The 25,165-nt window shown below is 41.9% G+C and carries 24 protein-coding genes; 11 read left to right on the forward strand and 13 right to left on the reverse strand.

Annotation, left to right across the window (positions count from 1 at the left end):
* Positions 1-3: 3 nt before the first annotated feature.
* From feoB to gcvH, 3 genes are all read right to left on the reverse strand, one after another.
* Positions 4-2,118 (reverse strand): ferrous iron transport protein B, encoded by a 2,115-nt coding sequence (gene feoB, locus BDD43_RS28835; RefSeq protein ID WP_121201680.1) that lies wholly within the window; start codon positions 2,116-2,118, stop codon positions 4-6.
* A gap of 6 nt (positions 2,119-2,124) precedes the next feature.
* Entirely contained in the window at positions 2,125-2,346 is a 222-nt protein-coding gene (locus tag BDD43_RS28840; RefSeq protein WP_121201681.1) for a FeoA family protein, read from the reverse strand.
* A 309-nt stretch (positions 2,347-2,655) separates the two neighbouring features.
* A complete protein-coding gene (gene gcvH, locus BDD43_RS28845; protein ID WP_121201682.1) occupies positions 2,656-3,036 on the reverse strand; it encodes a glycine cleavage system protein GcvH in 381 nt (126 codons plus the stop codon).
* A 150-nt stretch (positions 3,037-3,186) separates the two neighbouring features.
* Here gcvH and BDD43_RS28850 point away from each other — a divergent pair, with 150 nt between their 5' ends.
* Positions 3,187-3,777 carry a DUF4142 domain-containing protein gene (locus tag BDD43_RS28850; protein ID WP_121201683.1) on the forward strand — a complete coding sequence of 197 codons (591 nt, stop codon included), beginning with the start codon at positions 3,187-3,189 and terminating at the stop codon, positions 3,775-3,777.
* 32 nt (positions 3,778-3,809) lie between these two features.
* On the opposite strand, the gene BDD43_RS28855 is transcribed toward BDD43_RS28850, so the two are convergent.
* From BDD43_RS28855 to BDD43_RS28865, 3 genes are all read right to left on the reverse strand, one after another.
* Positions 3,810-6,314, reverse strand: coding sequence for a TonB-dependent receptor domain-containing protein (locus tag BDD43_RS28855; RefSeq protein ID WP_121201684.1), 2,505 nt, complete (start codon positions 6,312-6,314; stop codon positions 3,810-3,812).
* A gap of 212 nt (positions 6,315-6,526) precedes the next feature.
* Entirely contained in the window at positions 6,527-7,036 is a 510-nt protein-coding gene (locus BDD43_RS28860; RefSeq protein ID WP_121201685.1) for a TlpA family protein disulfide reductase, read from the reverse strand.
* Positions 7,037-7,067: 31 nt separating this feature from the next.
* Complete coding sequence (locus BDD43_RS28865; RefSeq protein WP_121201686.1) at positions 7,068-8,084, reverse strand: Gfo/Idh/MocA family oxidoreductase; 1,017 nt, start codon at positions 8,082-8,084, stop codon at positions 7,068-7,070.
* 303 nt (positions 8,085-8,387) lie between these two features.
* On the opposite strand from BDD43_RS28865, the gene rplM reads away from it, so the two are divergent.
* From rplM to BDD43_RS28910, 9 genes are all read left to right on the forward strand, one after another.
* The gene (rplM, locus tag BDD43_RS28870; protein ID WP_121202156.1) at positions 8,388-8,831 is read left to right on the forward strand and encodes a 50S ribosomal protein L13; all 444 of its coding nucleotides are present in this window, start codon (positions 8,388-8,390) and stop codon (positions 8,829-8,831) included.
* A gap of 12 nt (positions 8,832-8,843) precedes the next feature.
* A complete protein-coding gene (gene rpsI / locus BDD43_RS28875) occupies positions 8,844-9,230 on the forward strand; it encodes a 30S ribosomal protein S9 (RefSeq protein WP_121201687.1) in 387 nt (128 codons plus the stop codon).
* Between the two features lie 21 nt (positions 9,231-9,251).
* Positions 9,252-10,082 carry a 30S ribosomal protein S2 gene (gene rpsB / locus BDD43_RS28880; RefSeq protein WP_121201688.1) on the forward strand — a complete coding sequence of 277 codons (831 nt, stop codon included), beginning with the start codon at positions 9,252-9,254 and terminating at the stop codon, positions 10,080-10,082.
* Positions 10,083-10,190: 108 nt separating this feature from the next.
* On the forward strand, positions 10,191-11,042 hold the full coding sequence (gene tsf, locus BDD43_RS28885; RefSeq protein ID WP_121201689.1) for a translation elongation factor Ts: 852 nt from the start codon (positions 10,191-10,193) through the stop codon (positions 11,040-11,042).
* Positions 11,043-11,108: 66 nt separating this feature from the next.
* Positions 11,109-12,242, forward strand: a complete 1,134-nt coding sequence (gene nagA / locus BDD43_RS28890; protein WP_121201690.1) for an N-acetylglucosamine-6-phosphate deacetylase — start codon at positions 11,109-11,111, stop codon at positions 12,240-12,242.
* Between the two features lie 42 nt (positions 12,243-12,284).
* Positions 12,285-12,989: a UMP kinase gene (gene pyrH, locus BDD43_RS28895; RefSeq protein WP_121201691.1), complete on the forward strand. Its 705-nt coding sequence runs from the start codon at positions 12,285-12,287 to the stop codon at positions 12,987-12,989.
* 127 nt (positions 12,990-13,116) lie between these two features.
* Complete coding sequence (gene frr / locus BDD43_RS28900; protein WP_121201692.1) at positions 13,117-13,680, forward strand: ribosome recycling factor; 564 nt, start codon at positions 13,117-13,119, stop codon at positions 13,678-13,680.
* Positions 13,681-13,752: 72 nt separating this feature from the next.
* Positions 13,753-15,507, forward strand: coding sequence for an ABC transporter ATP-binding protein (locus BDD43_RS28905; RefSeq protein ID WP_121201693.1), 1,755 nt, complete (start codon positions 13,753-13,755; stop codon positions 15,505-15,507).
* 75 nt (positions 15,508-15,582) lie between these two features.
* Positions 15,583-15,792 (forward strand): PLDc N-terminal domain-containing protein, encoded by a 210-nt coding sequence (locus BDD43_RS28910; RefSeq protein WP_121201694.1) that lies wholly within the window; start codon positions 15,583-15,585, stop codon positions 15,790-15,792.
* Here BDD43_RS28910 and BDD43_RS28915 read toward each other — a convergent pair.
* From BDD43_RS28915 to BDD43_RS28935, 6 genes are all read right to left on the reverse strand, one after another.
* The gene (locus BDD43_RS28915) at positions 15,751-17,085 is read right to left on the reverse strand and encodes an MFS transporter (RefSeq protein ID WP_121201695.1); all 1,335 of its coding nucleotides are present in this window, start codon (positions 17,083-17,085) and stop codon (positions 15,751-15,753) included. The two genes, BDD43_RS28910 and BDD43_RS28915, sit on opposite strands and share 42 nt — an antisense overlap.
* Positions 17,086-17,141: 56 nt before the next feature.
* Complete coding sequence (locus BDD43_RS28920) at positions 17,142-18,536, reverse strand: M20/M25/M40 family metallo-hydrolase (RefSeq protein ID WP_121201696.1); 1,395 nt, start codon at positions 18,534-18,536, stop codon at positions 17,142-17,144.
* Between the two features lie 73 nt (positions 18,537-18,609).
* Entirely contained in the window at positions 18,610-20,718 is a 2,109-nt protein-coding gene (recG, locus tag BDD43_RS28925; RefSeq protein ID WP_121201697.1) for an ATP-dependent DNA helicase RecG, read from the reverse strand.
* Between the two features lie 75 nt (positions 20,719-20,793).
* Positions 20,794-21,174, reverse strand: coding sequence for a RidA family protein (locus BDD43_RS28930; RefSeq protein ID WP_121201698.1), 381 nt, complete (start codon positions 21,172-21,174; stop codon positions 20,794-20,796).
* Positions 21,171-21,314: a DUF6728 family protein gene (locus BDD43_RS31000; RefSeq protein ID WP_317128820.1), complete on the reverse strand. Its 144-nt coding sequence runs from the start codon at positions 21,312-21,314 to the stop codon at positions 21,171-21,173. Before BDD43_RS31000 ends, BDD43_RS28930 begins: the two co-directional genes overlap by 4 nt.
* Before the next feature lie 80 nt (positions 21,315-21,394).
* Positions 21,395-22,750: an OmpA family protein gene (locus tag BDD43_RS28935; protein ID WP_121201699.1), complete on the reverse strand. Its 1,356-nt coding sequence runs from the start codon at positions 22,748-22,750 to the stop codon at positions 21,395-21,397.
* A gap of 148 nt (positions 22,751-22,898) precedes the next feature.
* Between BDD43_RS28935 and BDD43_RS28940 the strand changes: the two genes are divergently transcribed.
* A complete protein-coding gene (locus BDD43_RS28940; RefSeq protein ID WP_121201700.1) occupies positions 22,899-24,185 on the forward strand; it encodes an aminopeptidase P family protein in 1,287 nt (428 codons plus the stop codon).
* Here BDD43_RS28940 and meaB read toward each other — a convergent pair.
* Positions 24,175-25,059 (reverse strand): methylmalonyl Co-A mutase-associated GTPase MeaB, encoded by an 885-nt coding sequence (meaB, locus tag BDD43_RS28945; protein WP_121201701.1) that lies wholly within the window; start codon positions 25,057-25,059, stop codon positions 24,175-24,177. The genes BDD43_RS28940 and meaB overlap by 11 nt on opposite strands.
* Between the last annotated feature and the right edge of the window lie 106 nt (positions 25,060-25,165).

The raw sequence follows: 25,165 nt of genomic DNA on the forward strand, positions 1-25,165 counted from the left end.
AGGCTATTTCAGCAAATGATAAGTAACAAAGCTGGCTACATACGCCAAAACCGTCATATAAGCAAACTGTATAGCCGGCCAGCGCCAGTTTTTTGTTTCGCGGTATACTACGGCTACGGTACTGGCGCACTGCATCGCGAAAGCATAGAACATCATGAGCGACATGGCAACCGCTAATGTAAATACAGGCTGGCCCGTTTGGGTGTTTTTTGCGGAATGCATTTTTTGCTGCACCGATTGCATGTTTTCGCCATCGCCGTTTACACTGTAAATGGTGGCCATTGTGCCTACAAAAACCTCGCGGGCTGCAAATGATGTTACCAGGGCGATGCCAATTTTCCAATCGAACCCTAACGGCCTTATTGCGGGTTCAATAAAGTGGCCAAGCGTACCTGCGTATGAGTTTTCGAGTTTTTCGGATGCCATCATCCGGTTCAAACTATCGGGTGCTATTTTTTGGGTAGCCTGTATTTGTTTATATTTTTGGTCGATTTTATCAAACCGATTGCCGGGTCCGTATGAGGCCAGTACCCATAAAATGATGGATACGGCTATAATAACCTTACCAGCTTGCAGCACAAAAGTTTTAGCCCTATCGTACATAGTGAGTAGCACATTGTTCCACCTTGGGGCGCGGTAAACGGGCAGCTCCATAATAAAATAGCCACGCTCGCGCGATTTGAGGATGTATTTAAAAACCCACGCTACTACAACCGCCGATATGAGGCTTAAAAAATACATAGCAGTAAGGGCCAGCCCCTGCATGTTAAATATCCACCATACGTTTTTATTGGGCACCACCAGCGAGATAAGCAAGGTATAAACCGGCAAACGCGCCGAGCAGGTTATTAGCGGGGTTACCATAATGGTAATCATGCGGTCTTTCCAGTTTTCGATGGTGCGGGTACTCATAATTGACGGCACGGCGCAGGCAAAGCCACCAATAAGCGGCACTACCGATTTACCGTTAAGGCCAACCTTGCGCATAATTTTATCCATCATAAAGGTTACGCGCGCCATGTAACCTGTATCTTCCAATATAGAGATAAAGGCAAACAGGATAGCTATTTGAGGGATAAAAACCATTACGCCGCTTAAACCGGCTATTACGCCATCAACCAATAAATTGGTTAAAGGGCCATCGGGCAAATGTTGGTGCAGTTGCGCCTGTACCCAAACAAAGCCATCGGATATTAAACTCATTGGGTATGCCGACCACGCAAATATAGACTGGAAAATAAATACCAGTATGGCTAAAAATATAACAAAGCCAAATATTTTATGGGTAAGTACCTTATCAATACGGTTACTTAACGTTTCGTCTTCGGCGGTGGTGGTTGCCTTAACGGTATCGTAAAGTAAATCGTTAATAAAATTGTAGCGGGCAATGGTTTCGGTGGCCTGTGCTTTTTGCGAGTGGAAACTATGTTCCTTTTCTAAAACTTCAATTCGGTCGCTTTCGGCAGGCGATAAAAACTTGAGCGTTTCGTGCTGATGGGCCAATTGCAGCGCAAAGTAAGGGTTATCTATTTTAAGTTCCTGCTTTATCTGGTTTATTAAAGCGGGGGCTATAGGTTCAATATCAATACTGTTTTGCTGTAAAGCAACTTTGTTGGCAAAGCCAAGGGCTTGCTTTAACTGTTCTATCCCTTCGAGTTTACGGGCCGAGATAGGGATTACCGGTACGCCAAGCTTTTGTGCAAAAGCGTCAATATCAATAACAATATTGGCTTTTTGGGCCATATCTATCATATTGAGGGCAATAACTACGGGTATTTTTAAATCGGCAACCTGGGTATAAAGCAACAGGTTACGTTTAAGGTTGGTAGCATCTATAACTACAACAACAAGGTCCGGATTAAGATCGCTGTTTCTATCGGCTAAAACCGAAAACACGATAGATTCGTCTTGGCTTTTGGGGTAAAGGCTGTAAGTGCCGGGCAAATCAATAACCTGGGCGGTGCGGCCATCGGGCAACTCGCTGTAGCCTATTTTTTTATCAACAGTAACACCAGGAAAATTTCCTATTTTTTGATTGAGACCCGTTAAAACGTTAAAAAGTGTTGATTTACCGGTATTAGGGTTCCCTACAAGCGCAATTCGTATATCAGCTTTCAATTTATTTTAAAACCTATGCATAATGATGGTTGCAGCTTCACGCTTGCGCAGGCTCAATTGGTAACCGGCCACGTTTATAGCTATTGGGTCGCCAAGGGGGGCAATGCGCTGTACTTTGATCTCTTCACCGGGCAAGCAGCCCATTTCCATTAATTTAACCGACATTTCCAGGTCGGTAAACTCTTTTACCGTGCCTTTTTCGCCTACCTTAAGTTGTGAAAGTCTCATGTTATGTTTGTATACTGAAACAAATGTATAGCTTATTTAAATTAAATCCAAATAAGAATACTATTTATACCACCCCGTTTTTAAAACGCTGAACAACAAGTTATTTTTACTTTGTAACTTTAATTTGAGCGGGAACCGACTTACTAAAGTGCGGGCAATTGCAGCTTTTATGGAATAAGCCGCATGAGGTAATGCTTATGCTCAATAGCGCAAAAACAATATACTTTAAATTACTTTTCATCATCGTACCCTAATGTATAAATTATAAACGGGCCGGTTTAAAAAAATTGTTAAACCGGCCCAATATTGTTATACGCCTATTAAGGTTTTATAAGCTTCGGCGGTTAATAAACTGTCAAGCTGGGCAGCATCGGCAATGCTTACTTTAACCATCCAGCCTTCGCCATAAGGGTCGGAGTTTACCAACTCGGGCTGGCTATCCAGCTTAGGGTTAATTTCTATCACGTTGCCCGTTACCGGCATAAACAAATCCGAAACCGTTTTAACAGCTTCAACCGTACCAAATACATCTTCAATATTAACACTTTGGCCCAGGGTGTTAATATCAACATAAACAATATCGCCAAGTTCGCTTTGAGCAAACTCAGTAATGCCTATTGTAGCTGTTCCACCGTCAACGCTCACCCATTCGTGGTCTTTAGTGTATTTTAGTTCTGCCGGAAAATTCATAATGTTTGTTTTATGCTGCCAAAAATAATAAAACTTTACCTATCGGCAATACAGCCCAAGTAATAAACCAAGTGGCAATAATTTTTCGGGAAACTTTAAATAAATATTATTTTTTAAAAGTAAAATAATTTAGATAAAAATATATTCGCCATGAAAAAATTAAACATTGTGCTTATAGTTGCCGCCACCGCATTTGGCTTACAGGCCTGCCAAAGCAATAAAGATAGTAAGGCTACTGCCGATAGCCTCAACAAAGCAAACGATATAACCAAAACCGATACCGCAAAAACAGGTATGCCAATTACCGTTGACCAAAGCGACGCCAAGTTTGCAGTTGTTGCCGCAAACGGCGGCATGGCCGAAGTGATGCTGGGTAAGCTTGCGCAGGATAAAGGCAGCACCAGCGTTAAAGATTTTGGGGCTATGATGGTTAAACACCACAGCCAAGCCAACGACGAGTTAATGACGCTGGCCAAAAGCAAAAACATTACTTTACCCGCTGTTGTAGGTACCGACGAACAAAAACTATTTGACGGCTTAAACAAAAAAAACGGTGCCGATTTTGATAAAGCCTATACCAAACTGATGATTGACGACCATAAAACAGACATAAAGGAGTTTGAAGACGCAGCAAAAAATTTAAAAGACCCTGATTTAAAATCCTTCGCGAGCAAAACCTTGCCAACACTTAAAATGCACCTTGATGCTATTACAAAAGTTGATAGCACCATTAAGAAATAAAGCAAATACTGCAATATAATAATTTTATTAACCTATTGCGGGCCGCCACCGCCGCCTATATCATCGGGTGCGCCGCCGCCTTCGGGCTTTTTATCTTTTCCGCGTGCGCTGTCTCCTGCTCTGCCAAAACGGTAGGCCAGGGTAAGCAAAAACGTGCGGCTTTGAAACCGGCGCTGTACATCGTTAATATACGTGCCGTCGTTGGTTTGGTAACCAAATTTACGGGTATTAAATATGTCGCGACCGTTTAGGCTTAAACTCGCCTTACGGTGATAAAAATCGTATTTTAAAGCCGCATCAACGCCCGAATTAACTTTGGTACGGCCCTGGGCAACGGCTTGCGGCCCTTGGTAATCAACTCTTACCTGCCCGCTAAAGCTGTAAGGCAACTGAAAATTAGTGGTGATGTTACCATTGTAGGCAAAAGAGCTTTGATCTGCAACTGCCGTTGTGGTATCATGGCCTAAAACATTTTTAGCCGTAACAATGCCGCCCTTTACAAAACCCTGGTATAAGTTAACATTTGAGGTAACGTTCCATTTTGGTGTGATATCTGTACGGGCAATAAACTCGAAACCCGCATTGGTACCATATTGAAAGTTGTAAAAGCTGGTGAGCGACGTGCCGATTTTATCCCACGGTGTACGTAAAAACTGGAAAACATCATTAGTACGACGGTAGTAAACCGAGGAGGTAAGCGTGGTTGATTTCCAGTATTTGGCAAAACTTAACTCAAACGAATGTACGTCTTCGGGCCTTAGGTTTGGGTTACCGGTACGTAAATTCAGGGGGTCGCTAGTATCAACAAAGGGGATAATCTGCCTGTCGCGCGGGCGGTTAATACGGCGCGAGTAACTCAATTGCAATGTTTGAGTTTCGCTCAGCTTATCTGTTAAAAACAAACTTGGGTAAACCCTAAAATAGTTTTGCACGTTAGACGTGTTGATATTGGCGAGGGAAGTATTAATAACAGTTTTCTCAACCCTTGCACCGCCTTGTATGCCAAACTTACCAAACTGTTGCTGGTAGTTTGAGTAAATGGCATGTGTTTTTTCATCGTAAACAAAATCGGTTGATAGTGCCATATCGTGTAAACGGGCGTTGCTAACAAAGTCCATCGTGTCGGCTATAAAAACATTTTCGGCGCGGCTCATGGTGGTACGGTAACCCAGTTCAAGCTTACCGGTTTTACCAATCGGGTCGGTAAAATCGGTTTGGATGTTCCAGTTTCGCGATTGCCCGTCGTTTATATTAAATTGTTCTTTACGCAAAGTACCGAACGTTGCATAGTTATAAGTAGAATTAAAAATATCATCGGTATTATGCTCATCACCTTTACCTAGGCTTATATTGGCGGTTAATTCCTCTTTAGGCTTTTTAAACCTGGTGCTGTAATCTAAATTAAAATCGTGGTTATTGCCGTTTCCGGGGCTGTTGGTATTGGCCAGTAACTGTTGCGTAAGTTTACTTGTGGCATCCAACACATTGGTGGTACTGTTTTGCGCCCGGTTGTTATCCCTAAAGTTAATGTTGGTCGAAAACGCTAAAGAGCTTTTATCGGTTAAGCTGTACTCCAGCCCGGCCTTAATTTGGTTACCGTCCTGCGTGCCGCTCTGCACCGAATTTTGATTGTAATCAAAACCCGTTAAAATATTTTGCCTATAGCTGTAACCGCCTCCGCTACGGTTATTTTGCCTGTGGCTATAGTTACCGTAAACGTTTACCTTTTTATGCTGATAAGCCAAACTCAGGTTGCTGTTAAAAGTATTGTTAGTACCGCCGCTTAACGATGCATTACCCGTAAAACCGAGTGATTTATTCTTTTTTAATACGATGTTAATGATACCCGATTGCCCTTCGGGATCGTATTTGGATGATGGGTTGGTAATGAGCTCGATAGTTTCGATTGAACTTGCGGGGATAGATTGCAAAATATCGGTAACGGTACCGCCCGCTATTAACGATGGTTTACCGTCGATAAGGATACGTACATTGCTCGATCCGCGCAGGTTAACGTTACCATCCACATCAATCTGTACAGATGGTACATTGGCCAGCAAATCTGTTGCCGAACCGCCATCGCTCACTAAACTTTGCTCAACACTAAATATTTTACGGTCGATACCTAACTGTATGCTATTTTTTTTGCCTTGTACGGCAACCTCTTTTAACAACGAATTTTTGCCTGCATGCATTTTGAGTACGCCGAAAGCATAAATTTTATGGTTGGCACCAATAATCAAACTGTCTTTAGTAAAGTTGTTATAACCTACAAACGTAATGCGCATTAAATATTTGCCGTAAGCTATATTATCGAGCTTAAAATTGCCCTGCATATCGGTTTGTATGGAGCGGGCCGGCTGGTTATCAGCTTTTTTAAATAATACTACGGTGGCAAATTCAACCGGTTGGCCGTTACCGGCATCAATTACACGGCCACTAACGCGCCCATCGGTACCGGGAGTTTGCGCACCGGCCTTAATAATAAATATGATGTAAAATAGAAATAAAGTTGTAAAGTATTTAATAAAATTCATGGCGCAAAAATGTGATTTTAAAAAAATAACCACATCATGCTTATTGTAACTTTATTGATGAACGATTGAAAAAGAGGAAAGATTAAGAGGCAATACCCAAGAACTAAAACAATTTGGAAAATACACCAGGTAAGATAGAAGATGTAAATGCACTACTGTTCAAAGCTTATTTTGTTATTCTGTAGCCGTACTTGAGGTTTTAGCTTGCCCTTTTACACTTTGTTTAAAACAGCCATAATCTCTTCAAACTTGGGCACTTTAGCAAACGCCTTTACTAACTGCCCCGTTTTTGAGTAAATGGCTATATATGGAGTTGTGCTTACGTTATAAAAACGTAACAAGGTGTAGGTATTGCCCTCGGTGCCTACGGTAATGTTGGGATATTTTACTAAGCCAAAATCATTATAAAACACCTTTATCGCCCTTAGCTCGGCCCAGGTAGCCATCACTATTTGCACGTGGGCCAATGGTTTCAAATTCAATTTGGTTTCCTTTTTAAACTCTTCCTGCATTTCGTAGGTTAAACGCTGGCAGTGGCTGCAATCGGGCGCAAAGTAAATAATCATTACCGGCTTGCCCTTTTTTAAGTTGGCCTGTGTTACCCAGGTACTATCGCTACGTAACAACTTATACTTTGGCAGTGTATTTATTGCGGCAGGTTTTTGTGCGTATACATTTGCTATTCCGTAAAATAATAAAAACAAGCAAAGGAGTTTTTTCATGGGTGTTTAATAATTATGCAATAATAACGGTTTAAGCTTCCAATAATTCCATTTGGGCCAAAATATTTGCTTCCGTTACCGGATATGGCACACCATTTACAATACTTTGATACACGGCTTCAAACAGTCCGGTATAATCACCTTTTACAGATGGCATTGCTTTTACGCTTTTTATACCGTTGGCATCAATGGTGGTTAATACACCTTCTGCACCGGGCTCTTCCAGCCCATAGTTATCGTCTGTAGGTTTTATATTCTGGTCTAGCTGTAATTCCTGCACATCTACCCTATCTTTAATATAAGTGCCCTGGGTGCCGTGCAACACAAATGCCGGTAACGGCTGCGCGGTGAGCAGGCTTGATGCCGCCATTACGTTAAGGCCATCGGGATAGGTGAGCTGGAAGAAGAAATAATCGTCTACCTCAGAGCCTTCGCGGTTAGCAGCCTTAAATTTATTAAAACTAACAGGCTTGCCAAACAAACTAATCAGTTGGTCTAATACATGCGGACCAAGATCGTAAACCAGGCCGTTGGCACCTGTACCTTTTGTTTCTTTAAAAGCTTTGGGGCTTAACGCTTGTTTATACCTGTCAAACCTAACGGTAACTTCTATAAGTCTACCTAATTCACCGCTTTGGATAACTTGTTTTACAGACAGGAAATCGCTATCCCAGCGGCGGTTTTGGTAAATTAATACTTGTTTGTTTTGGGCGCGGCCCAAGTCAAACAATTCTTTAACCTCGGCATAGCTATCGGCTGCAGGTTTTTCTATTAGCACATGCTTGCCTGCTTTAAGGGCCTGGGTAGCTAAACTATAATGGGTGTTATTGGGTGTGTTCACCACAATTAGTTCTATCTCTTCATCGGCCAACAACTCCTCAATGGTGTTATAACTAATAATATCCGGATAACGTTGTGCAGCGGTTTTACTACTGCGTTCGGTTACTGCTTTAAGTTTAAAACCAGGATGAGCATCCAAAAACGGAGCGTGAAATATACGGCCCGACATGCCGTAGCTCATAATACCTGTTACAATTGTAGATGACATGCACAAGTATAGCGCAATACCTTTAAAAATGAAAATGCTAAATTATCATCGCTACAACGTGTGTTTACTGCCCACATAAACTATGGTTAGGTAATTGAAATGTAAATAGTAATGCCCTTAATCACCACAATGATGTGCTAAACTGCGTTATTTTTAATCATTATGATAATTGTGGGTAACCTGTTATAAAACAAGGCTCAACAAAATTTGATAAAGCATTTGACAGTAATAGATTTTCGTGTATCTTTGCAGTCCCGAAAATACGGGGTAATTAATAAGTATATACAATTTAAAATTAAGCAAGTGAATACGTTAAGTTACAAAACTGTCTCTGCCAACAAAAAGACCGTTAACAAAGAATGGGTTGTTGTTGACGCTCAAGGCGAGATTTTGGGGCGCTTGTCTTCTAAAATCGCTATGATTATTAGAGGAAAACACAAGCCAGGGTTCACCCCGAACGTAGACTGCGGTGATAACGTTATCGTTATTAACGCAGACAAGGTAAAACTGACAGGCAACAAATTCGAAGAAAAAGAATATGTTCGCTATACTGGTTATCCAGGTGGTCAGCGTTTCATTTCTCCTAAGGAGTTAATGGCAAAGCATCCAGAACGCATTATTGAAAAAGCTGTTCGCGGTATGTTACCTAAAAATCGTTTGGGTAGAGCAATCTACGGAAACCTGCATGTTTATGCAAGCGCCACTCATCCACATGAGGCCCAATCACCAAAAACCATTAAACTTTAATCCGAAAGAGAAATGTCAACTACAAACACTTCAGGAAGAAGAAAAACAGCAGTTGCCCGCATTTATTTAACTGAGGGTACCGGCCAGCTTATCGTTAACGGTAAGGATTACAAAGAGTATTTCCCAACATTGCCATTGCAATACATCGCTACCCAATCGGTAGAAGTATCTGGTTCAACCGGAAAATTTGATGTTAAAGCTAACGTAGCAGGTGGTGGTGTTAAAGGACAGGCAGAAGCCGTTCGTTTAGCCATTGCTAAAGCTATTGTTGAACTTGATGCTGAAAAGAAACCAGCTTTAAGGGCTAAAGGTATTATGACCCGCGATGACCGTATGGTTGAGCGTAAGAAACCAGGTCGTAAGAAAGCCCGTAAGAAATTCCAATTCAGTAAACGTTAATATTTTAAGGAGGACAACACAATGGCAAGAACAACATATCAGGATTTACTGGATGCAGGTGTACACTTTGGTCACCTTACCCGCAAATGGGATCCGAAAATGTCTCAGTACATTTTCATGGAGCGTAATGGCATCCATATTATCGATTTAAATAAAACCTTAACTAAGGTTGAAGAAGCCGCCGCGGCTATAAAACAAATTGTAAAATCAGGCCGTAAGGTATTATTTGTAGCTACTAAAAAGCAAGCAAAAGATATTGTTGCCGATTATGCAAGAGGTGTAAACATGCCTTACGTAACCGAACGTTGGTTAGGTGGTATGTTAACTAACTTTGCTACCGTTCGCAAGTCAATCAAAAAGATGTCAAACATCGATAAATTGACTAAAGACGGTACATACAGCAACCTTTCTAAAAAAGAAAGATTGATGATACAACGCGAGCGTATTAAGCTTGAAACTTTATTAGGTGGTATTGCTGATTTAAACCGTTTACCGGCAGCATTATTCCTGATCGACGTTAAGAAAGAGCATATTGCAGTTGCCGAGGCTATGAAATTAAACATTCCTACCTTTGCAATGGTTGATACCAACTCCGATCCGTCGAACATTGATTTCCCTATCCCTGCAAATGACGATGCTACCAAATCAATTTCATTGATAGCAAGCATCATCATCAAAGCAATTGAAGAAGGTTTAGACGAACGCAAACGCGAAAAAGAAGACGAAGCTGAAAAAGAAGCAGCAACTGCTAAAGCAAAAGCCGACAGCCCTGCTGCCGAAAGCGGAGCTAAAGATGATGCTGGTAAAAGAACCAGAAAAGTATCGGCAGAAGCTGAGAAAACTGAAGAATAATTAAATAAAACCGGAGTTCGGATACATTAATCGCGGATTCATATCTGGGATTGTATGCCGGAATCCGGTTTTTGATTAAGTACATAACCTATTAAAAAGGAAAATAAAATGTCTACATTACAAATTTCTGCAGCCGACGTAAACAAACTGCGCCAACAAACAGGTGCAGGTATGATGGATTGTAAAAAAGCTTTAACCGAAACTAACGGTGATTTTGAAGCTGCTATTGATTACCTGAGAAAAAAAGGTGCTAAGGTAGCAGCCAGCCGTCAGGACAGAGAATCAAACGAGGGTGTAGTAATTGCGCGTTCATCAGAAGATGGCAAACGCGGTGTTATTATCGAATTGAACTGCGAAACAGATTTCGTAGCTAAAAATGCCGAATTTATTGCTTTTGGTAACGCTATTGCTAACGAAGCTATACAAGGTACTCCATCTTCTATCGACGAATTATACAACCTTGAATTAGATACCGAAACAGGACGCGTTAAAATTGGCGAACTTATCATTGATAAAACAGGCAAAATTGGCGAAAAAATTGGTGTATCTAAATTTGAAACCGTTAGCGGCGAAAAAGTTATTGCTTACATACACGGTAACTTCCGTTTAGGTGTATTGGTAGCATTAAGTGCTGATGCTGATGGTGCTGATGAAGCCGGTAAAGATGTATCAATGCAAATTGCAGCCATGAATCCTATCGCTATTGATAAGGATGGTGTTGATGCTACTACTGTTGAACGCGAAATGGCAATTGCTGCCGACGTGATTCGTGCAGAAGGCAAACCAGAAGCAATGGTTGAAAAAATTGCTGCCGGTAAACTAAACAAATTTTACAAAGACTCTACTTTATTAAACCAGGAGTTTGTAAAAGATTCGTCGAAAACAGTGGCCCAGTTTTTAAACGGGGTTCAAAAAGACCTCACGGTAACCGCATTTAAGCGAGTAGCTTTAGGAGCTTAATATATTTTAAAATCCTCGCCTAACCGGCGGGGATTTTTTTTGCCTTTATTTTTTTGTAACTGACATATGATAACCGCGTTGCATCACTTAAAATTGATTACTGATGGGGTAATAGCCCATGGGAAAGCTATTTTAATTGAAGCCGGAAAAATTACTGCCGTTATTGACGAAGGTAATATTCCGCCATACGCCAAACCGATTGATTTGAATGGAGCTTACCTTGCTCCCGGTTTGATTGATCTGCAAATTTACGGCAGCGGCACACCGCTTTTTTTTGGCGGCCAGCCATCGGCAGCAGCGTTAGCGCAAATGGAAACCTCGTTGCTTAACCAGGGTTGCACAGGCTTTTTTGCCACCATTGCTACCAATACCAACCAAATAGTTGAACAGGGCATACAAGCCGTACTGGCACATAACCCCAATAAACTGGGTAACTTACTGGGCTTGCATTTGGAGGGGCCGTATTTAAACTCCAAGCGCTGCGGTGCGCATCCCGAAAGCCTCATTAAAAAAGCTACCCTTGCCGAAGTTAAACGCTGGGTTGAAATGGCCGAAGGCGAAATAAAAATGATAACCCTGGCCCCCGAGTTGCAGGATGCCGAGGTATTAAACTATCTGGATGAGCAGGGCATCATACTATCGTCTGGCCACAGCGATGCTACATACCAGCAGGCTAAAGCATTTATCAATCATCCCGTAAAGGCTATTACACATTTGTACAATGCCATGCCGCCCATGCACCACCGGCTTCCGGGTATTATCCCGGCGGTTTTTGAGGAAAAGCCTTATACCAGCATTGTTGCCGATGGCATTCATGTTGATTTTACCATGATAGCTTTAGCCAAACGCGAATTAGGGGATAAGCTTTTTTTAATAACCGATGCCGTTACCGAAAGTAAAACCGGCACCTATCAGCATGTTTTAAAAGGCAACCATTACACCATGCCCAACGGAACGCTCTCCGGTTCAAACCTTACCATGCTTAAAGCCGTACAAAGCTGTGTTAACCATGTGGGTATACCATTGGCCGAGGCCGTAAATATGGCCAGCCTATACCCTGCCCAACTGATAGGGCAAGCCCATCAACTGGGCAAAATTGAACAAAACTATCAGGCGGACATGATTGTATTTAATACTGATTTTGAGGTGGAAAGCGTAATATTTAAGGGCGTGGTTCACAATTACAACATAAAATTTTAACACTAAGTATATTTCAATAATTTTGTCAAACTCCTCACATCAATGAAATACAAAAGAATCCTCTTAAAACTTAGCGGCGAATCGCTGATGGGCGAAAAACAGTACGGTATTGATAATGCCCGCGTACTGCAATATGCACACGAGATTAAACCTGTTTTTGACGCCGGCATTGAAATTGCAATTGTTGTGGGTGGTGGAAACATCTTTAGGGGTTTAAGCGCCGAAAAATCGGGCATGGAGCGAGCTCAGGCCGATTATATGGGCATGTTGGCCACAGTTATTAACTGCATGGCCCTGCAAAACGCTTTAGAAACCATTGGTGCCCCAACCCGCCTGCAATCGGCTATAAAAATGGAGCAGATATGCGAGCCTTACATCCGCCGCCGCGCTATGCACCACCTTGAAGTTGGCCGCATTGTAATATTTGGTGCCGGTACCGGTAACCCTTACTTTACTACCGACACGGCTGCATCACTACGTGCCATTGAAATGAAAGCCGATGTGGTTTTAAAAGGTACACGCGTTGATGGCATTTATACCGCCGACCCTGAGAAAGACCCTACTGCAAAAAGATTTGAAGAGATAACTTTTGACGAGGTTTATGATAAGGGCCTTAACGTAATGGACATGACGGCCATTACCCTTTGCCGCGAAAACAAACTCCCCATTATTGTATTTGATATGAACCGCCCGGGCAACTTTATGAAAATTGCACAAGGCGAATCGATAGGTACTTTGGTTAAATAACAAACACGTAAAACTTAAAACCAAAAGCAAAACCGGGTTTTAATAACAGGCACAAAATTTGCTTAATTGAGCTTGACCCTGTTAGTAAATGATAGATTTTGCTATTTTTGGGCAAAAATAAAATTAGATGAGCGAACTCATTAAAAAACAACTCACTGATGCTAAAGCTTTGATGGAAAAAGCCATTGAGCATACCGATAGTGAATTTTTAAAAATCCGTGCCGGTAAGGCTTCACCCGCCATGTTGGATGGTGTTATGGTTGAATACTACGGTTCACCAACAATAATAACTTCTGTTGCCAGTATTAATAGTCCGGATGCACGTTCACTTGTTGTGCAGCCCTGGGAAAAAAACATGCTTGGCCCCATTGAAAGAGCCATAATGGAAGCCAACCTTGGCTTTAACCCGCAAAACGACGGTATTGTTATACGTATAAATGTACCGCCGTTAACCGAAGAGCGTCGCCGCGATTTGGTTAAACGTGTAAAGGCTGAAGCCGAAACCGGGAAGATAACGTTACGCAACATACGTAAAGATGCCAACGAAAAAATTAAAAAGCTGAAAGAAGAAAGTGTTTCGGAAGATGAGATTAAGGTTGGTGAGGGCGAAGTACAGAAACTGGTTGATGCCTATATCATCAAAATTGACCAGCTAACGGTGGTGAAAGAAAAAGATATCATGACAGTTTAAAAGCAAACTGAATGTCAAATTATAAGGGAATGAGCTTTTTAGCCATTCCCTTTTTTATTTTTGCACCATCGCATGAAAGTATTACTTAGCTATTTAAAAAATTACAGGGGCATAGTGTTTTTGGCCCTAATTCTTGCCGCTGTAAACCAGGGGTTTTCGTTAATGGACCCGTATATATCGGGCCGCATTTTTGATACCGTTATTGGCAAACACGCCAATCTATCATATCATGATTATGTTATTAGTGCCTTAACGCTTGTTGGCCTTGCAGTTGGTGCGGCAATGGTATCGCGTATAGCAAAAAACCTTCAGGATTATTATACCAATATTATTGTTTTAAAGGTAGGTGCAAAAATGTATGCCGATGGTTTACAGCACTCGCTTAAATTACCGTACCAGGTTTTTGAAGATCAGCGCAGCGGCGAAACCCTGGGCATCTTACAAAAGGTAAGGTTAGATTGCGAAAAGTTTATTACCTCCTTTATCAGCGTGCTTTTTGTAAGCATCATTGGTATGGTTTTCGTAATTGTTTACTCGGCAAGTGTAAGTTACAAGGTAACACTGGTTTACTTTGCTGCCATACCAATCATCACTTTTGTGAGCATAGTTTTGAGCCGTAAAATTAAAGTTATCCAACGTAAAATTGTTGGCGAAACAACGGCACTGGCAGGCTCAACTACCGAATCGTTACGTAACATTGAGCTGATAAAAAGCCTTGGCCTTGCCACGCAGGAGATTGACCGCCTAAATAAAACCACTTACAAAATTTTGGGCCTTGAGTTAGAGAAGGTAAAATTTGTACGCAGCATGAGCTTCGTACAGGGCACAACCGTAAATTTTGTGCGCAGCTCCATGATTGTTGTATTGCTGATACTGATATTCCATAACGATATTACCACCGGGCAATATTTAAGCTTTTTGTTTTATTCGTTCTTTTTATTTAACCCTTTGCAGGAGTTAGGTAACGTAATACTGTCATGGCGCGAAGCCGAGGTATCATTAGGTAATTTTAAACACATCCTATCAACGCCTATTGATGTTAAACCCGAAAACCCTGTACTGGTTGATAGGATAAGAGCCTTAACTTTTGATACCGTAAGTTTTAAACACTTATCGGGCACGCAAAACGCGCTAACAGATATCAACTTCAAGGTAGCAAACGGCGAAACTATTGCCTTTGTTGGCCCATCGGGCTCGGGTAAAACTACTTTGGTTAAATTACTTGTGGGCCTGTATCAACCCTATGAAGGCGAAATTTTATATAACGATATTACCAGTAACAGTATAGATTTAGATCAGCTTCGCGAAAAGATAGGTTTTGTTACGCAGGATACGCAGTTATTTTCGGGCACCATACGCGAAAACCTTTTGTTTGTTCGCCCCGGAGCTACTGATGAAGAGTGTTTGGATGTGTTGCGTAAAGCAGCTTGTAATACTTTAATGGCACGTGCCAACAACGGCCTGGATACCGTGATTGGCGAAGGCGGTGTAAAAGTTTCGGGTGGCGAAAAACAACGTTTGTCTATTGCCCGCGCGTTGTTGCGCAAGCCGGATATTATGGTGTTTGATGAAGCTACGTCGTCGCTTGACTCGATCACCGAGGAAGAAATTACCGAAACTATACGTTCCGTATCGGATTTAGGCGGACAGATAACAATATTGATAGCTCACCGCTTATCAACTATTATGCACGCCGACAGGATTTACGTTTTGGAACGTGGTAACATAATAGAATCTGGCAAGCATTTTGATTTGATAGAGCAGAAAGGTTTATACTATGCCATGTGGCGCCAGCAAATTGGCGAAAAAAAACACAGTGTAATTTAATATTGCAACACTAAACTAATTGCTGTTTACGTTGTTTAACAAACACAACAATTTTCAACTCGTAAACCAATCCATATGCATTTCATCAGTGAAGTAATAAGCGGCGCCTTCGGGCTGGTATTCTTTATCGCCTGGGTTTTACTGGTGCTTTACGCGCTGATGTCTATTTTGCGTAGTTCCATGAACCAAAATACCAAACTATTGTGGATCATTATCATCCTCATTGTACCGGTTTTGGGCTCGTTACTCTACATTTTTTGGGGCCGAAACCAAAGCTTCCTGTAAAGGTTCGGTTTTAACCTCAACCGGTTCGGGGGTATGAATTTGGTTGAGCGTCATGGGTACCAGTTTTTTGGTTTTAAGCCAGGTGGCAAAAACAACCAGCAAAGTAATAGAACCGCCCACAAGCACCGATGGCACTGCGCCAAGTAACTTAGCCGCCGCGCCAGACTCGGCGGCTCCAAGCTCGTTAGATGAGCCGATAAACATAGAATTTACCGCAGATACTCTTCCGCGCATTTTATCGGGCGTTAACACCTGCATAATGGTTGACCGTATTAAAACGCTAATGCTATCAAAGGCTCCTAACGTAAACAGGAAGAACAACGACAGGTAGAAGTTTGTAGACAAACCGAAGCATATAATAGAAGCGCCAAAGCCCACAACGGCTATAAGCAAATTGCGCCAGGGCTTGCCCATTGGCGAATAGCGTGTCATCACCAACATGGTTAACACGGCCCCTATCGAATCTATCGATCGCATAAAGCCAAAGCCACGCGCACCAACATGTAAAATATCCTTGGCAAAAATAGGCAATACAGCTACTACGCCGCCAAACAATACCGAAAACAGATCAAGGCTCAAGGCTCCTAGCATCATCCGGCTGTTCCAAACAAAGCTAATGCCTTCTTTTAAACTATCCATTATACTCTCTTTCGGGATGTACTCTGCTGCCTGGCGGCTTAACCTTGTAATGGCAATAAGTGCTATGCTGATAAATAATATCACTACAAAAAATGTTGTTGTGATATGAAACTTCCAATAGAGCAAGCCACCTATCATTGGGCCAATAACTGCGGCAGTTTGATAAGTTGAACTATTCCAGGTTGATGAATTTGGATAAAGCTCGCGAGGGATGATATGCGTCATTACAGAAAAGCCGGTTGGAGCATAAAAACCACGTGCCAGGCCGATACAAAATATCATCACGTACATAATAACCAGCGAAAGGTGGTAGCTAATGTAGTTATGCATACCAGGTAAGGTTACAATAAGCATTACAACCGAGCATATCCACATTACGCCAAATATTTTGAGCAGGAGCCCTTTTTTTTCGGATTTATCGGCAACATAGCCGCCGTATAAAGCGATACCCACTGATGGTATGGCCTCAACCAAACCTATCATGGCTAATGCTAACGGATTGTTGGTTAACTCATAAATATGATAGCCGATAATAACGGCCTGCATGGTATAACCCAACGTTAAAAAAAAACGCATGGTGAGATACCACCTAAATTCGGTAAAGCGTAATGCCGCGTATGGATCTTTTTTTACTGCCTGTTCTCCGTCTTCCAAAATTGATGTAATGAAGTTCAAAAATACTTAAACCTGCTTACAGATTTAAAAATGATTTAAAAATTTAACCCGTGCTGATCTATCAGGTAAATAAGCGAGGCCATTGAGGCAGCACCAAGCTCCAGTTCGCGCTTGTTCACGTTTTCAAAAACATCGTTTGGTGTATGGTGAATATCAAAATACCGTTGCGAATCGGGCCGGAAACCGATGAGCACTATGCCAGGGCGGGTAGCCTTTAAATGTTCAATATCGCTGCCGCCGCCGCCAGCAACCAGTCTGTCGCTTTCGTAAGGTGCCAATAGCGTACTCCAATTTTTATTAATGCCCTTTAAAAATGCCGGCGAGGCATCAACAAAACTAAAGCCGCGGGGTGTAAAACCACCTTCATCGGTTTCTATTGCGGCAATATGTTCTTCGTTATTTGCTTTAGCTAACTCGGCATATTTAGCACCGCCTTTGCCGCCACTTTCTTCGTCCATAAAAAAAACGGCACGTATGGTATTCTTAGGCTTATAGCCCGTAGCGTTCAATATACGCAATACTTCAACAGATTGCATTACGCCGGTGCCATCGTCATGAGCCCCTTCGGCCAAATCCCACGAATCCAGATGCCCGCCAACGATGATGTATTTATTTGGATTTTCGCTGCCCTTAATTTCGCCAACAACATTGTATGATAGCACATCGGGCAACAATTGGCAACTTTGTTTAAAATAAAACTTTATAACAGGCAGTTTTTTTAACCTCAGCATATTGCTCAACTGATTGGCCGCCATGGTTGATATTGCGGCAGCGGGTATTTTAACGCCATCTGCGTCGTAACGCGTTGTGCCTGTATGCGGGTAATTATCAATACTTTCGGTAAGCGAACGCACAATTACACCAACCGCGCCAAATTTTGCAGCGGCGGCGGCACCCGCAAAACGCTGATCGCCAGCGGTACCGTAGGCGCTACCGGTTTCTATAAAGCGGGGATCGAACGGGCGGTTAAAAAAAACAATTTTACCTTTAATTGCAGCTTCGCCCAAATCCTTCAGTTCGCCTAAACTGTGTACCTCAATAACCGAGGCCGACAGGCCACCCGCTGGTGTAGCTACCGAACCACCCAAAGCAGCAATAGCTACCGGGATTTGCTTTTCGCCATCTATAATTTTGCCAACTTCTTTTTCTCCCCTAACCCAATGGGTTACCATTGCCTCTTGTAAAAAAACACGGTCAAAGCCGTAGCTTTCCATTAGCTTTTTACTCCAGTCCACCGCCTTTTGCGCATTTGCCGATCCGCTTAAACGCTGGCCAATGTTTTTACACAAATAATGCAGGTTTTGATAGCATTGGCCGTTTACCAATTCTTCGTCGTATATTTTACGGAGCATTAACGAATCTGTTGATTGTGCCGATGCCGTGGCTATAGAAATAGATAAGAGTGAAAAAAGAGTAAGTTTAAACTTCATATTGCATTGGGTTTAAGCAAATATAAAGTTTAAGGGTAATAATGAAGACAATAAAATGCGTACAGATAGCTATTTAAGATATTTTATCCCAACTTAAACCGCCATTATGAGTGTGAGATGCCTGATTGAGTATTTGATTTTCGGGTAGTTGCAGTTGCGGGTCGTGCTCAAAAATTTCTTCAACGCATTTTCGGGCCAATAGCAGTAATTGCTGGTCGGTGGCAAGGTTAGCCAGTTTAAGATCGAGAACGCCACTTTGTTGCGTGCCTTCAATATTGCCGGGGCCGCGCAGTTGCAGGTCTATCTCCGATATTTCGAAACCATTGTTGGTTTTAACCATTGTTTCCAGGCGTATTTTGCCATCGTTACTTAGCTTGTGGCCGCTCATTAATATACAATACGATTGCTCGGCACCCCGGCCAACACGGCCACGTAACTGGTGCAGTTGCGATAGGCCGAAACGCTCGGCATTCTCAATAATCATCACCGAAGCATTGGGCACATTAACACCAACCTCAATTACGGTGGTGGCAACCATAATTTGAGTTTCGCCTTTTACAAAACGTTGCATTTCGGCATCTTTATCTGCGGCACTCAGCTTACCATGTACTATGCTGATGCGGAACTGAGGTAACGGAAACTCGCGGCTCATGGTTTCTATACCGTCTGTAAGGTTTTTGAGGTCGAGTTTTTCGCTCTCTTTTATCAACGGATATACCACATAAATTTGCCTGCCCTTGGCTATTTCCTGCTTCATAAAACCAAACATGCGCAACCGGCTGCCCTCGTGAAAGTGCATGGTTTCGATAGGTTTCCGCCCGGCGGGGAGTTCGTCAATCACAGAAACATCTAAATCGCCATACAAAGTCATGGCAAGGGTGCGCGGTATAGGTGTGGCCGTCATTACCAGCACATGCGGCGGAATGATGTTTTTCCGCCAAAGTTTGGCGCGTTGTTCAACACCAAAACGGTGCTGCTCATCAATTACCACAAAGCCCAGGTTTTTAAACTTTACCTTATCTTCAATTAAAGCATGGGTGCCAATAAGTATCTTCAAATCGCCGTTCTCCAGCTTCTCGTGCAATATGCGGCGTTTTTTTGCTGTGGTGGAGCCTGTTAGCAATGCAACCTCTAAAAACTCATTATCAATTAACTGCTCAATAGATTGATAGTGCTGGTTGGCTAATATTTCGGTAGGGGCCATAATGCAGGTTTGAAAACCATTATCAATAGCCAGTAGCATACTCATTAAAGCCACTACAGTTTTACCGCTGCCCACATCGCCCTGTAGCAAGCGGTTCATTTGTACGCCGCGCTGGGTATCTAGCCTTATTTCTTTCAGCACCCGCTTTTGCGCATTGGTTAGCGCAAAGGGTAATTTGGTTTTATAAAATTGGTTAAAGTAATTGCCTACGGTTCCAAAAATATTGCCTTTAAATTTTTGCGTACGCTGCAACTTGCTTTTGAGCATTTTAAACTGTATAAAAAACAGTTCCTCAAATTTTAACCTGTTAACAGCAGCGGTTAATACATCGGCATCGGCCGGGAAATGAATGTTGGCATAGGCTTCCCTCCTATCAACCAGCTTAAACTTTTGTAAAATTTGGTTGGGTATAGTTTCGGTAATATCGTTAAGGCTCTGCTCTAATAATATGGCAATTAGCTTTTGCAGTCCCTTGCTATCCAGCGAATAAGCCTTTAGCTTTTCGGTTGAGTTATATACCGGTTGTAGTTTTAAATTACCCTTTTGCTTTAAAGCGTCGGCAGAGTATGGCTCAATTTCGGGATGCGCCATTTGCGTTTTGCCGTTAAACGAGCCGGGCTTACCAAAAATAATGTATGCCTTGCCGGGGATGAGCAATTTTTCTACCCAGCGCATTCCCTGGAACCAGGCAAGCTCCATTGTGCCCGTATCATCATAAATCTGTGCTACAAGGCGTTTGGTATGTTTTTCGCCCAAAACCTCTTTGCTTTTTAGCCGCACTATAAGCTGCACATGCGGCAAATCGGGGTTAAGCTCTTTAATTTTATAAAACCGGGTGCGGTCGATATATTTATAAGGAAAATGACGCAGTAAATCGGCAAAGTTTGATATGCCAAGCTCTTTCCGTAAAACATCCGCACGCGAAGCACCCACGCCGCGCAGATATTCTATAGGGGTTTGGAATATTTGCTGATTCATAGAGCCGCCTCTAAAACTCCCCGGGTACGGGAAGCTTTTAATTTATGCGTGAAAAATAGGTTTGGATAATGCTAACTACGCTTTGTATGCAATAACCGAAATCTCGACATTTACATTTTTAGGTAATACCGATACCTGCACAGTTTCGCGCGCGGGATAATTGCCTGTAAAATAAGAGCCATAAACTTGGTTAACCTGTGCAAAGGTGCCCATGTCCGACAAAAAGATACTTGTTTTAACTACATCCTCAAAACCAAACGCAGCCTCTTCTAAAATAGCTTTAATGTTGTTCATCACCAGGTGAGTTTCGGCTTCTATACCGTTAAGTTCAACCTCGTTAGTTACCGGGTTTATGGCTACCTGCCCCGAAACATAAAGTGTATTGCCTGCTAATATCGCCTGGTTGTACGGCCCTATTGGCGCAGGTGCCTTATCTGTTTTGATTATCGTTTTCATTTTTTTATAAAGTATAAGTCTATTATCTTCCAGATGATGCCCAGCAAAAACATAATGATAGCCAACGCATTTATAAAATGCATAATGCGCAGATTAATGTTTTGCGGGCGGTTAGGATCTTTTTTTCTGAAAAAATACATTGGCCAAATATATTAAAAAAAAGAGGGTTCCGGTTTCCCGGAACCCTCTTTCGAAAATTCTATTAATTCAACAGATTCAATTATTTTTTGAATTCAACACGGCGGTTTAATACGCGTCCGTCTTCAGTTGAGTTATCAGCAATAGGGTGAGTTTCGCCTAAGCCTTTAGTTTTGATGTGTTTTGCATCAACACCAGAGTTAACTAAGTAAGTTTTAACTGAGTTAGCACGATCTTTAGATAATTGCATGTTATGAGCAGCGGTACCTTCAGATGAAGCATAACCGTTAATCAAAACAGTTTTACCAGATGAACGCAGATCAGCAGAAGTAGCATCTAAAATTGGGTAAGATGAAGTTCTTAATACTGAGCTATCAAATTCAAATTGGATGTTTGAGTAAGCAGTTCCAACTGGTTTATCAGATTTCATAACAAATTTCGAAGTGTCGATAACCGGGAATTTGATAGGGCAACCAGAACCGTCAACTACTGTACCAGCAGGAGTATTAGGGCACTTGTCAAATTGATCGGCAACACCGTCACCATCAGAATCTTTCTTCAAATCGTTAACTGCATTTTCAACATTAGTTACACGACCTTTTAAAGCTTCAACTTCCTGACGTAAAGTTGGATCTTTCAATTCGTCATACATAATAGCAACCGGGTTAACCCAATCAAGGTTTGGTTTAGAACCTGAACCTAAAGAGAACTCAAGACCACCGTATGCGTAAGAATATTTGTCTTTGTGAGTTCCAACTGGTGCTTTAGTAGCATCAAAATAATCACCGTCGGTAAATGTACCTGTGTAACCTAAGTTTAATGCAACCCTGTCGCTCATTCTAAATTTCAAGCCAACACCAATTGGTATAATTGTTTGGTTGTAGCTTTGACCACCATTGTTTACTACTACTGTACCAGATTGGTCGTTAGTGGTGTAAACTTTTGGTGTGTAGTTAACCATACCAGCACCAGCCGATACGTAGAAGTTAATAGCATTTTTACGTGCTAAATAATCAACAGTAGCAACATTAACTACACCGCTGATGGTAGCAGTAAAATTAATTTTTGTTGAAAACGAACCAATGCCTGTAGCAGGAGTTGGGTTTTCGTTAGTGTTACCTTTCACGTTTGAGCCGTAACCCATAACATCCAGTTGTAAACCGAAAGAGTGAGCTAATTGATCTCTCAATGAAACGCCGTAGCCAAAACCAAGGTCGAAATTTTTGTAACTGTTTGCTCCGCCAATAGCAACAAAAGGCGAAGTAACACCAGCATTAACACCAACACTCCAGGTTCTGTACTGATGGCTACCGCCAAATATCTTTGGAGTAGCACCAGCTACCTTTGCACTGTCTGTTGTTTGGGCGCTTGCAGCACCTACAGCTAACAAAGAGACAAATGACAAGGCAACTGTTTTCTTTAATGTAGAATAATTCATAGTTTTAAGATTAAACAATTTAATTGTGATTTTTTTTCAAATTTAGTTATTATGTTTGAAACCAATACCAAACTCTGTTCCAATTTTTTTGTTTTTTGACAAATAAATATTGACGAAGTTTAAAACAAAATCGATTATCTTATCAATAATGAAATATTTACCTATTTGTTTTGATTTATTTACAAATAATAGAAAAAATTTCGTTTCGCGACTAAAAACGAACTCTATTGCCATTTTTAGTTCGAGTGACGAATTTCCGAGAAGTGGCGATCAAGCCTTCACTTTTAAGCAAAATGCCGATTTTTTCTACTTAACAGGCATCGATCAGGAGCAATGTATGCTTTTATTGTATCCTGATTGTCCTAATCCGCTATACAAAGAAGTACTTTTTTTAAGACAGACGAGCGAACAAATTGCCGTTTGGGAAGGACATAAGTACACTATAGAGGAAGCGCAAAAGGCATCGGGCATAACCCGTATTTACTGGATAAGCGAGTTTACTAACATACTGCATAGTATAGTAAACTACGCCGAGAACATTTATTTAAATACAAACGAGAACGACCGATACCAGCACGAAGTACCTTATAAAGACATCAGGCTTATTGAGCAAATTCGGGCAAAGTATCCCTTGCACAACTACTTACGCTCGGCACCAATTTTACGCAGCCTTAGACCAGTAAAGGCCGACATCGAAGTTGAGCTTACCCAAAAGGCCTGCGATATTACCAATGATGCCTTTGTGCGTGTGCTAAAATTTATTAAACCGGGTGTTACCGAATACGAAATTGAAGCCGAAATCATCCACGAATTTATACGGCAGCGCGCTACCGGGCATGCTTACAATCCTATTATAGCATCCGGGCCAAATGCCATTGTGCTGCATTACAACGATAACAACCAGGTTTGTAAAGACGGCGACATGATATTATTTGACTTTGGAGCCGAATACGCCAACTACAATGCTGATATGAGCCGGTCTGTACCGGTTAACGGCCGCTTTACCAAACGCCAGCGCGATGTTTATAATGCTGTGCTGCATGTAATGAGGGAGGCAACCAAAATGATAGTAGCCGGAGCGGTATGGAACGAATACCATGATGAGGTGGGCAAAGTAATGACCGGCGAACTACTTAAACTTGGTTTGCTTGATAGACACGACGTTGAAAAACAAAACCCGGCAATGCCTGCTTATAAAAAGTATTTTATGCATGGCACATCTCACCACCTGGGTTTGGATGTTCACGACTTTGCCGGAAGATACGACCGCTTTAGCGTAGGCAATATCTTAACATGCGAGCCTGGCATTTATATCCCGGCGGAAGGATTGGGCATACGCCTTGAGAATAACATTTTAATTACGCCTAACGGCAACCGCGACCTGATGGCCGCTATACCTATTGAGGCAGATCATATTGAAGAGATTATGAATTAGTAAAACTATCGGCAAAGCGATAGATATTAAAATCTGATTTTAAGTAAACTCCGGCGATAATATCCCGGAGTTTATTTTTTTCCAGTCCCTGCATTCTGGTATACTGGATTAATCTGTATACTTTTTCGGTCAAAAGGTATAGTTTTCTGGAATTTTGAACGCTTTGTTGTATTTTTATGTGAGCAAGCAACTCCGTAATGCCGGTGTTTGTAATAGCCGTTGTTTTAAAAACCGGAACCTGTACCTGGTTATAATGTATCAGTTTTTGTAAATTGTTGGCAAATGCGTCGCCGTTATCTCTATCGGCTTTGTTAACAATAAACACATCAGCAATTTCCATCAATCCCGATTTAATGTGCTGTATCTCGTCTCCCGACTCCGGAACCAGTACCACCATGGTAATATCGGCCAAACCGGCTATATCAATTTCCGACTGGCCGACTCCTACCGTTTCTATGATGATGTAATTAAAGCCTGCTGCTTTTAAAACATCCGTCATCTCCATAGTTTTAACACTTAGGCCGCCAACCCAACCGCGCGTAGCAACCGACCGGATAAAAACATCGGGATGGTTAAAATGGCTTGTCATACGGATGCGGTCGCCAAGTAAGGAGCCCATGTTAAATGGCGAAGTTGGGTCAACAGCCAGTACTGCTATCTTTTTCCCTTCTTTTAACAACTCGCTTAACAAGGCATTTACTAAGGTGCTTTTGCCCGCACCGGGCGGCCCGGTTAAACCAATAACCGGAACGTTGGCATTGTAGCTTAAATTTTTCAGCAAATCGTTGGCACCGGGCAATTCGTTTTCTACCATGGTGAGTTGCCTCGCAAGTAATTTAAAATCTATTTCGGGCACAGCGTTGGCAGATGGCATTTTGCAATGTAATTAATAACAACAAGCTAATTTAGGCCTTTTATTGTTAATCAAAACATTTTGTTAGGCTTTAGGGGGATAGGTGGCTTATACTTACCTTTACACC

Source organism: Mucilaginibacter gracilis (assembly GCF_003633615.1).
GTDB lineage: Bacteria > Bacteroidota > Bacteroidia > Sphingobacteriales > Sphingobacteriaceae > Mucilaginibacter > Mucilaginibacter gracilis.

What these genes read in the sequence shown, in the direction of transcription:
- BDD43_RS28920 (WP_121201696.1), bottom strand. Translation starts at nt 18,536, where the DNA reads ATGAAGTTTAAACTTACTCTTTTTTCACTCTTATCTATTTCTATAGCC.
- BDD43_RS28935 (WP_121201699.1), bottom strand. Translation starts at nt 22,750, where the DNA reads ATGAATTATTCTACATTAAAGAAAACAGTTGCCTTGTCATTTGTCTCT.
- gcvH (WP_121201682.1), bottom strand. Translation starts at nt 3,036, where the DNA reads ATGAATTTTCCGGCAGAACTAAAATACACTAAAGACCACGAATGGGTG.
- recG (WP_121201697.1), bottom strand. Translation starts at nt 20,718, where the DNA reads ATGAATCAGCAAATATTCCAAACCCCTATAGAATATCTGCGCGGCGTG.
- frr (WP_121201692.1), top strand. Translation starts at nt 13,117, where the DNA reads ATGAGCGAACTCATTAAAAAACAACTCACTGATGCTAAAGCTTTGATG.
- rpsI (WP_121201687.1), top strand. Translation starts at nt 8,844, where the DNA reads ATGTCAACTACAAACACTTCAGGAAGAAGAAAAACAGCAGTTGCCCGC.
- BDD43_RS28865 (WP_121201686.1), bottom strand. Translation starts at nt 8,084, where the DNA reads ATGTCATCTACAATTGTAACAGGTATTATGAGCTACGGCATGTCGGGC.
- rpsB (WP_121201688.1), top strand. Translation starts at nt 9,252, where the DNA reads ATGGCAAGAACAACATATCAGGATTTACTGGATGCAGGTGTACACTTT.
- pyrH (WP_121201691.1), top strand. Translation starts at nt 12,285, where the DNA reads ATGAAATACAAAAGAATCCTCTTAAAACTTAGCGGCGAATCGCTGATG.
- BDD43_RS28850 (WP_121201683.1), top strand. Translation starts at nt 3,187, where the DNA reads ATGAAAAAATTAAACATTGTGCTTATAGTTGCCGCCACCGCATTTGGC.
- BDD43_RS31000 (WP_317128820.1), bottom strand. Translation starts at nt 21,314, where the DNA reads ATGTATTTTTTCAGAAAAAAAGATCCTAACCGCCCGCAAAACATTAAT.
- tsf (WP_121201689.1), top strand. Translation starts at nt 10,191, where the DNA reads ATGTCTACATTACAAATTTCTGCAGCCGACGTAAACAAACTGCGCCAA.
- BDD43_RS28840 (WP_121201681.1), bottom strand. Translation starts at nt 2,346, where the DNA reads ATGAGACTTTCACAACTTAAGGTAGGCGAAAAAGGCACGGTAAAAGAG.
- BDD43_RS28940 (WP_121201700.1), top strand. Translation starts at nt 22,899, where the DNA reads ATGAAATATTTACCTATTTGTTTTGATTTATTTACAAATAATAGAAAA.
- meaB (WP_121201701.1), bottom strand. Translation starts at nt 25,059, where the DNA reads ATGCCATCTGCCAACGCTGTGCCCGAAATAGATTTTAAATTACTTGCG.
- BDD43_RS28930 (WP_121201698.1), bottom strand. Translation starts at nt 21,174, where the DNA reads ATGAAAACGATAATCAAAACAGATAAGGCACCTGCGCCAATAGGGCCG.
- BDD43_RS28905 (WP_121201693.1), top strand. Translation starts at nt 13,753, where the DNA reads ATGAAAGTATTACTTAGCTATTTAAAAAATTACAGGGGCATAGTGTTT.
- nagA (WP_121201690.1), top strand. Translation starts at nt 11,109, where the DNA reads ATGATAACCGCGTTGCATCACTTAAAATTGATTACTGATGGGGTAATA.
- BDD43_RS28910 (WP_121201694.1), top strand. Translation starts at nt 15,583, where the DNA reads ATGCATTTCATCAGTGAAGTAATAAGCGGCGCCTTCGGGCTGGTATTC.
- BDD43_RS28855 (WP_121201684.1), bottom strand. Translation starts at nt 6,314, where the DNA reads ATGAATTTTATTAAATACTTTACAACTTTATTTCTATTTTACATCATA.
- BDD43_RS28860 (WP_121201685.1), bottom strand. Translation starts at nt 7,036, where the DNA reads ATGAAAAAACTCCTTTGCTTGTTTTTATTATTTTACGGAATAGCAAAT.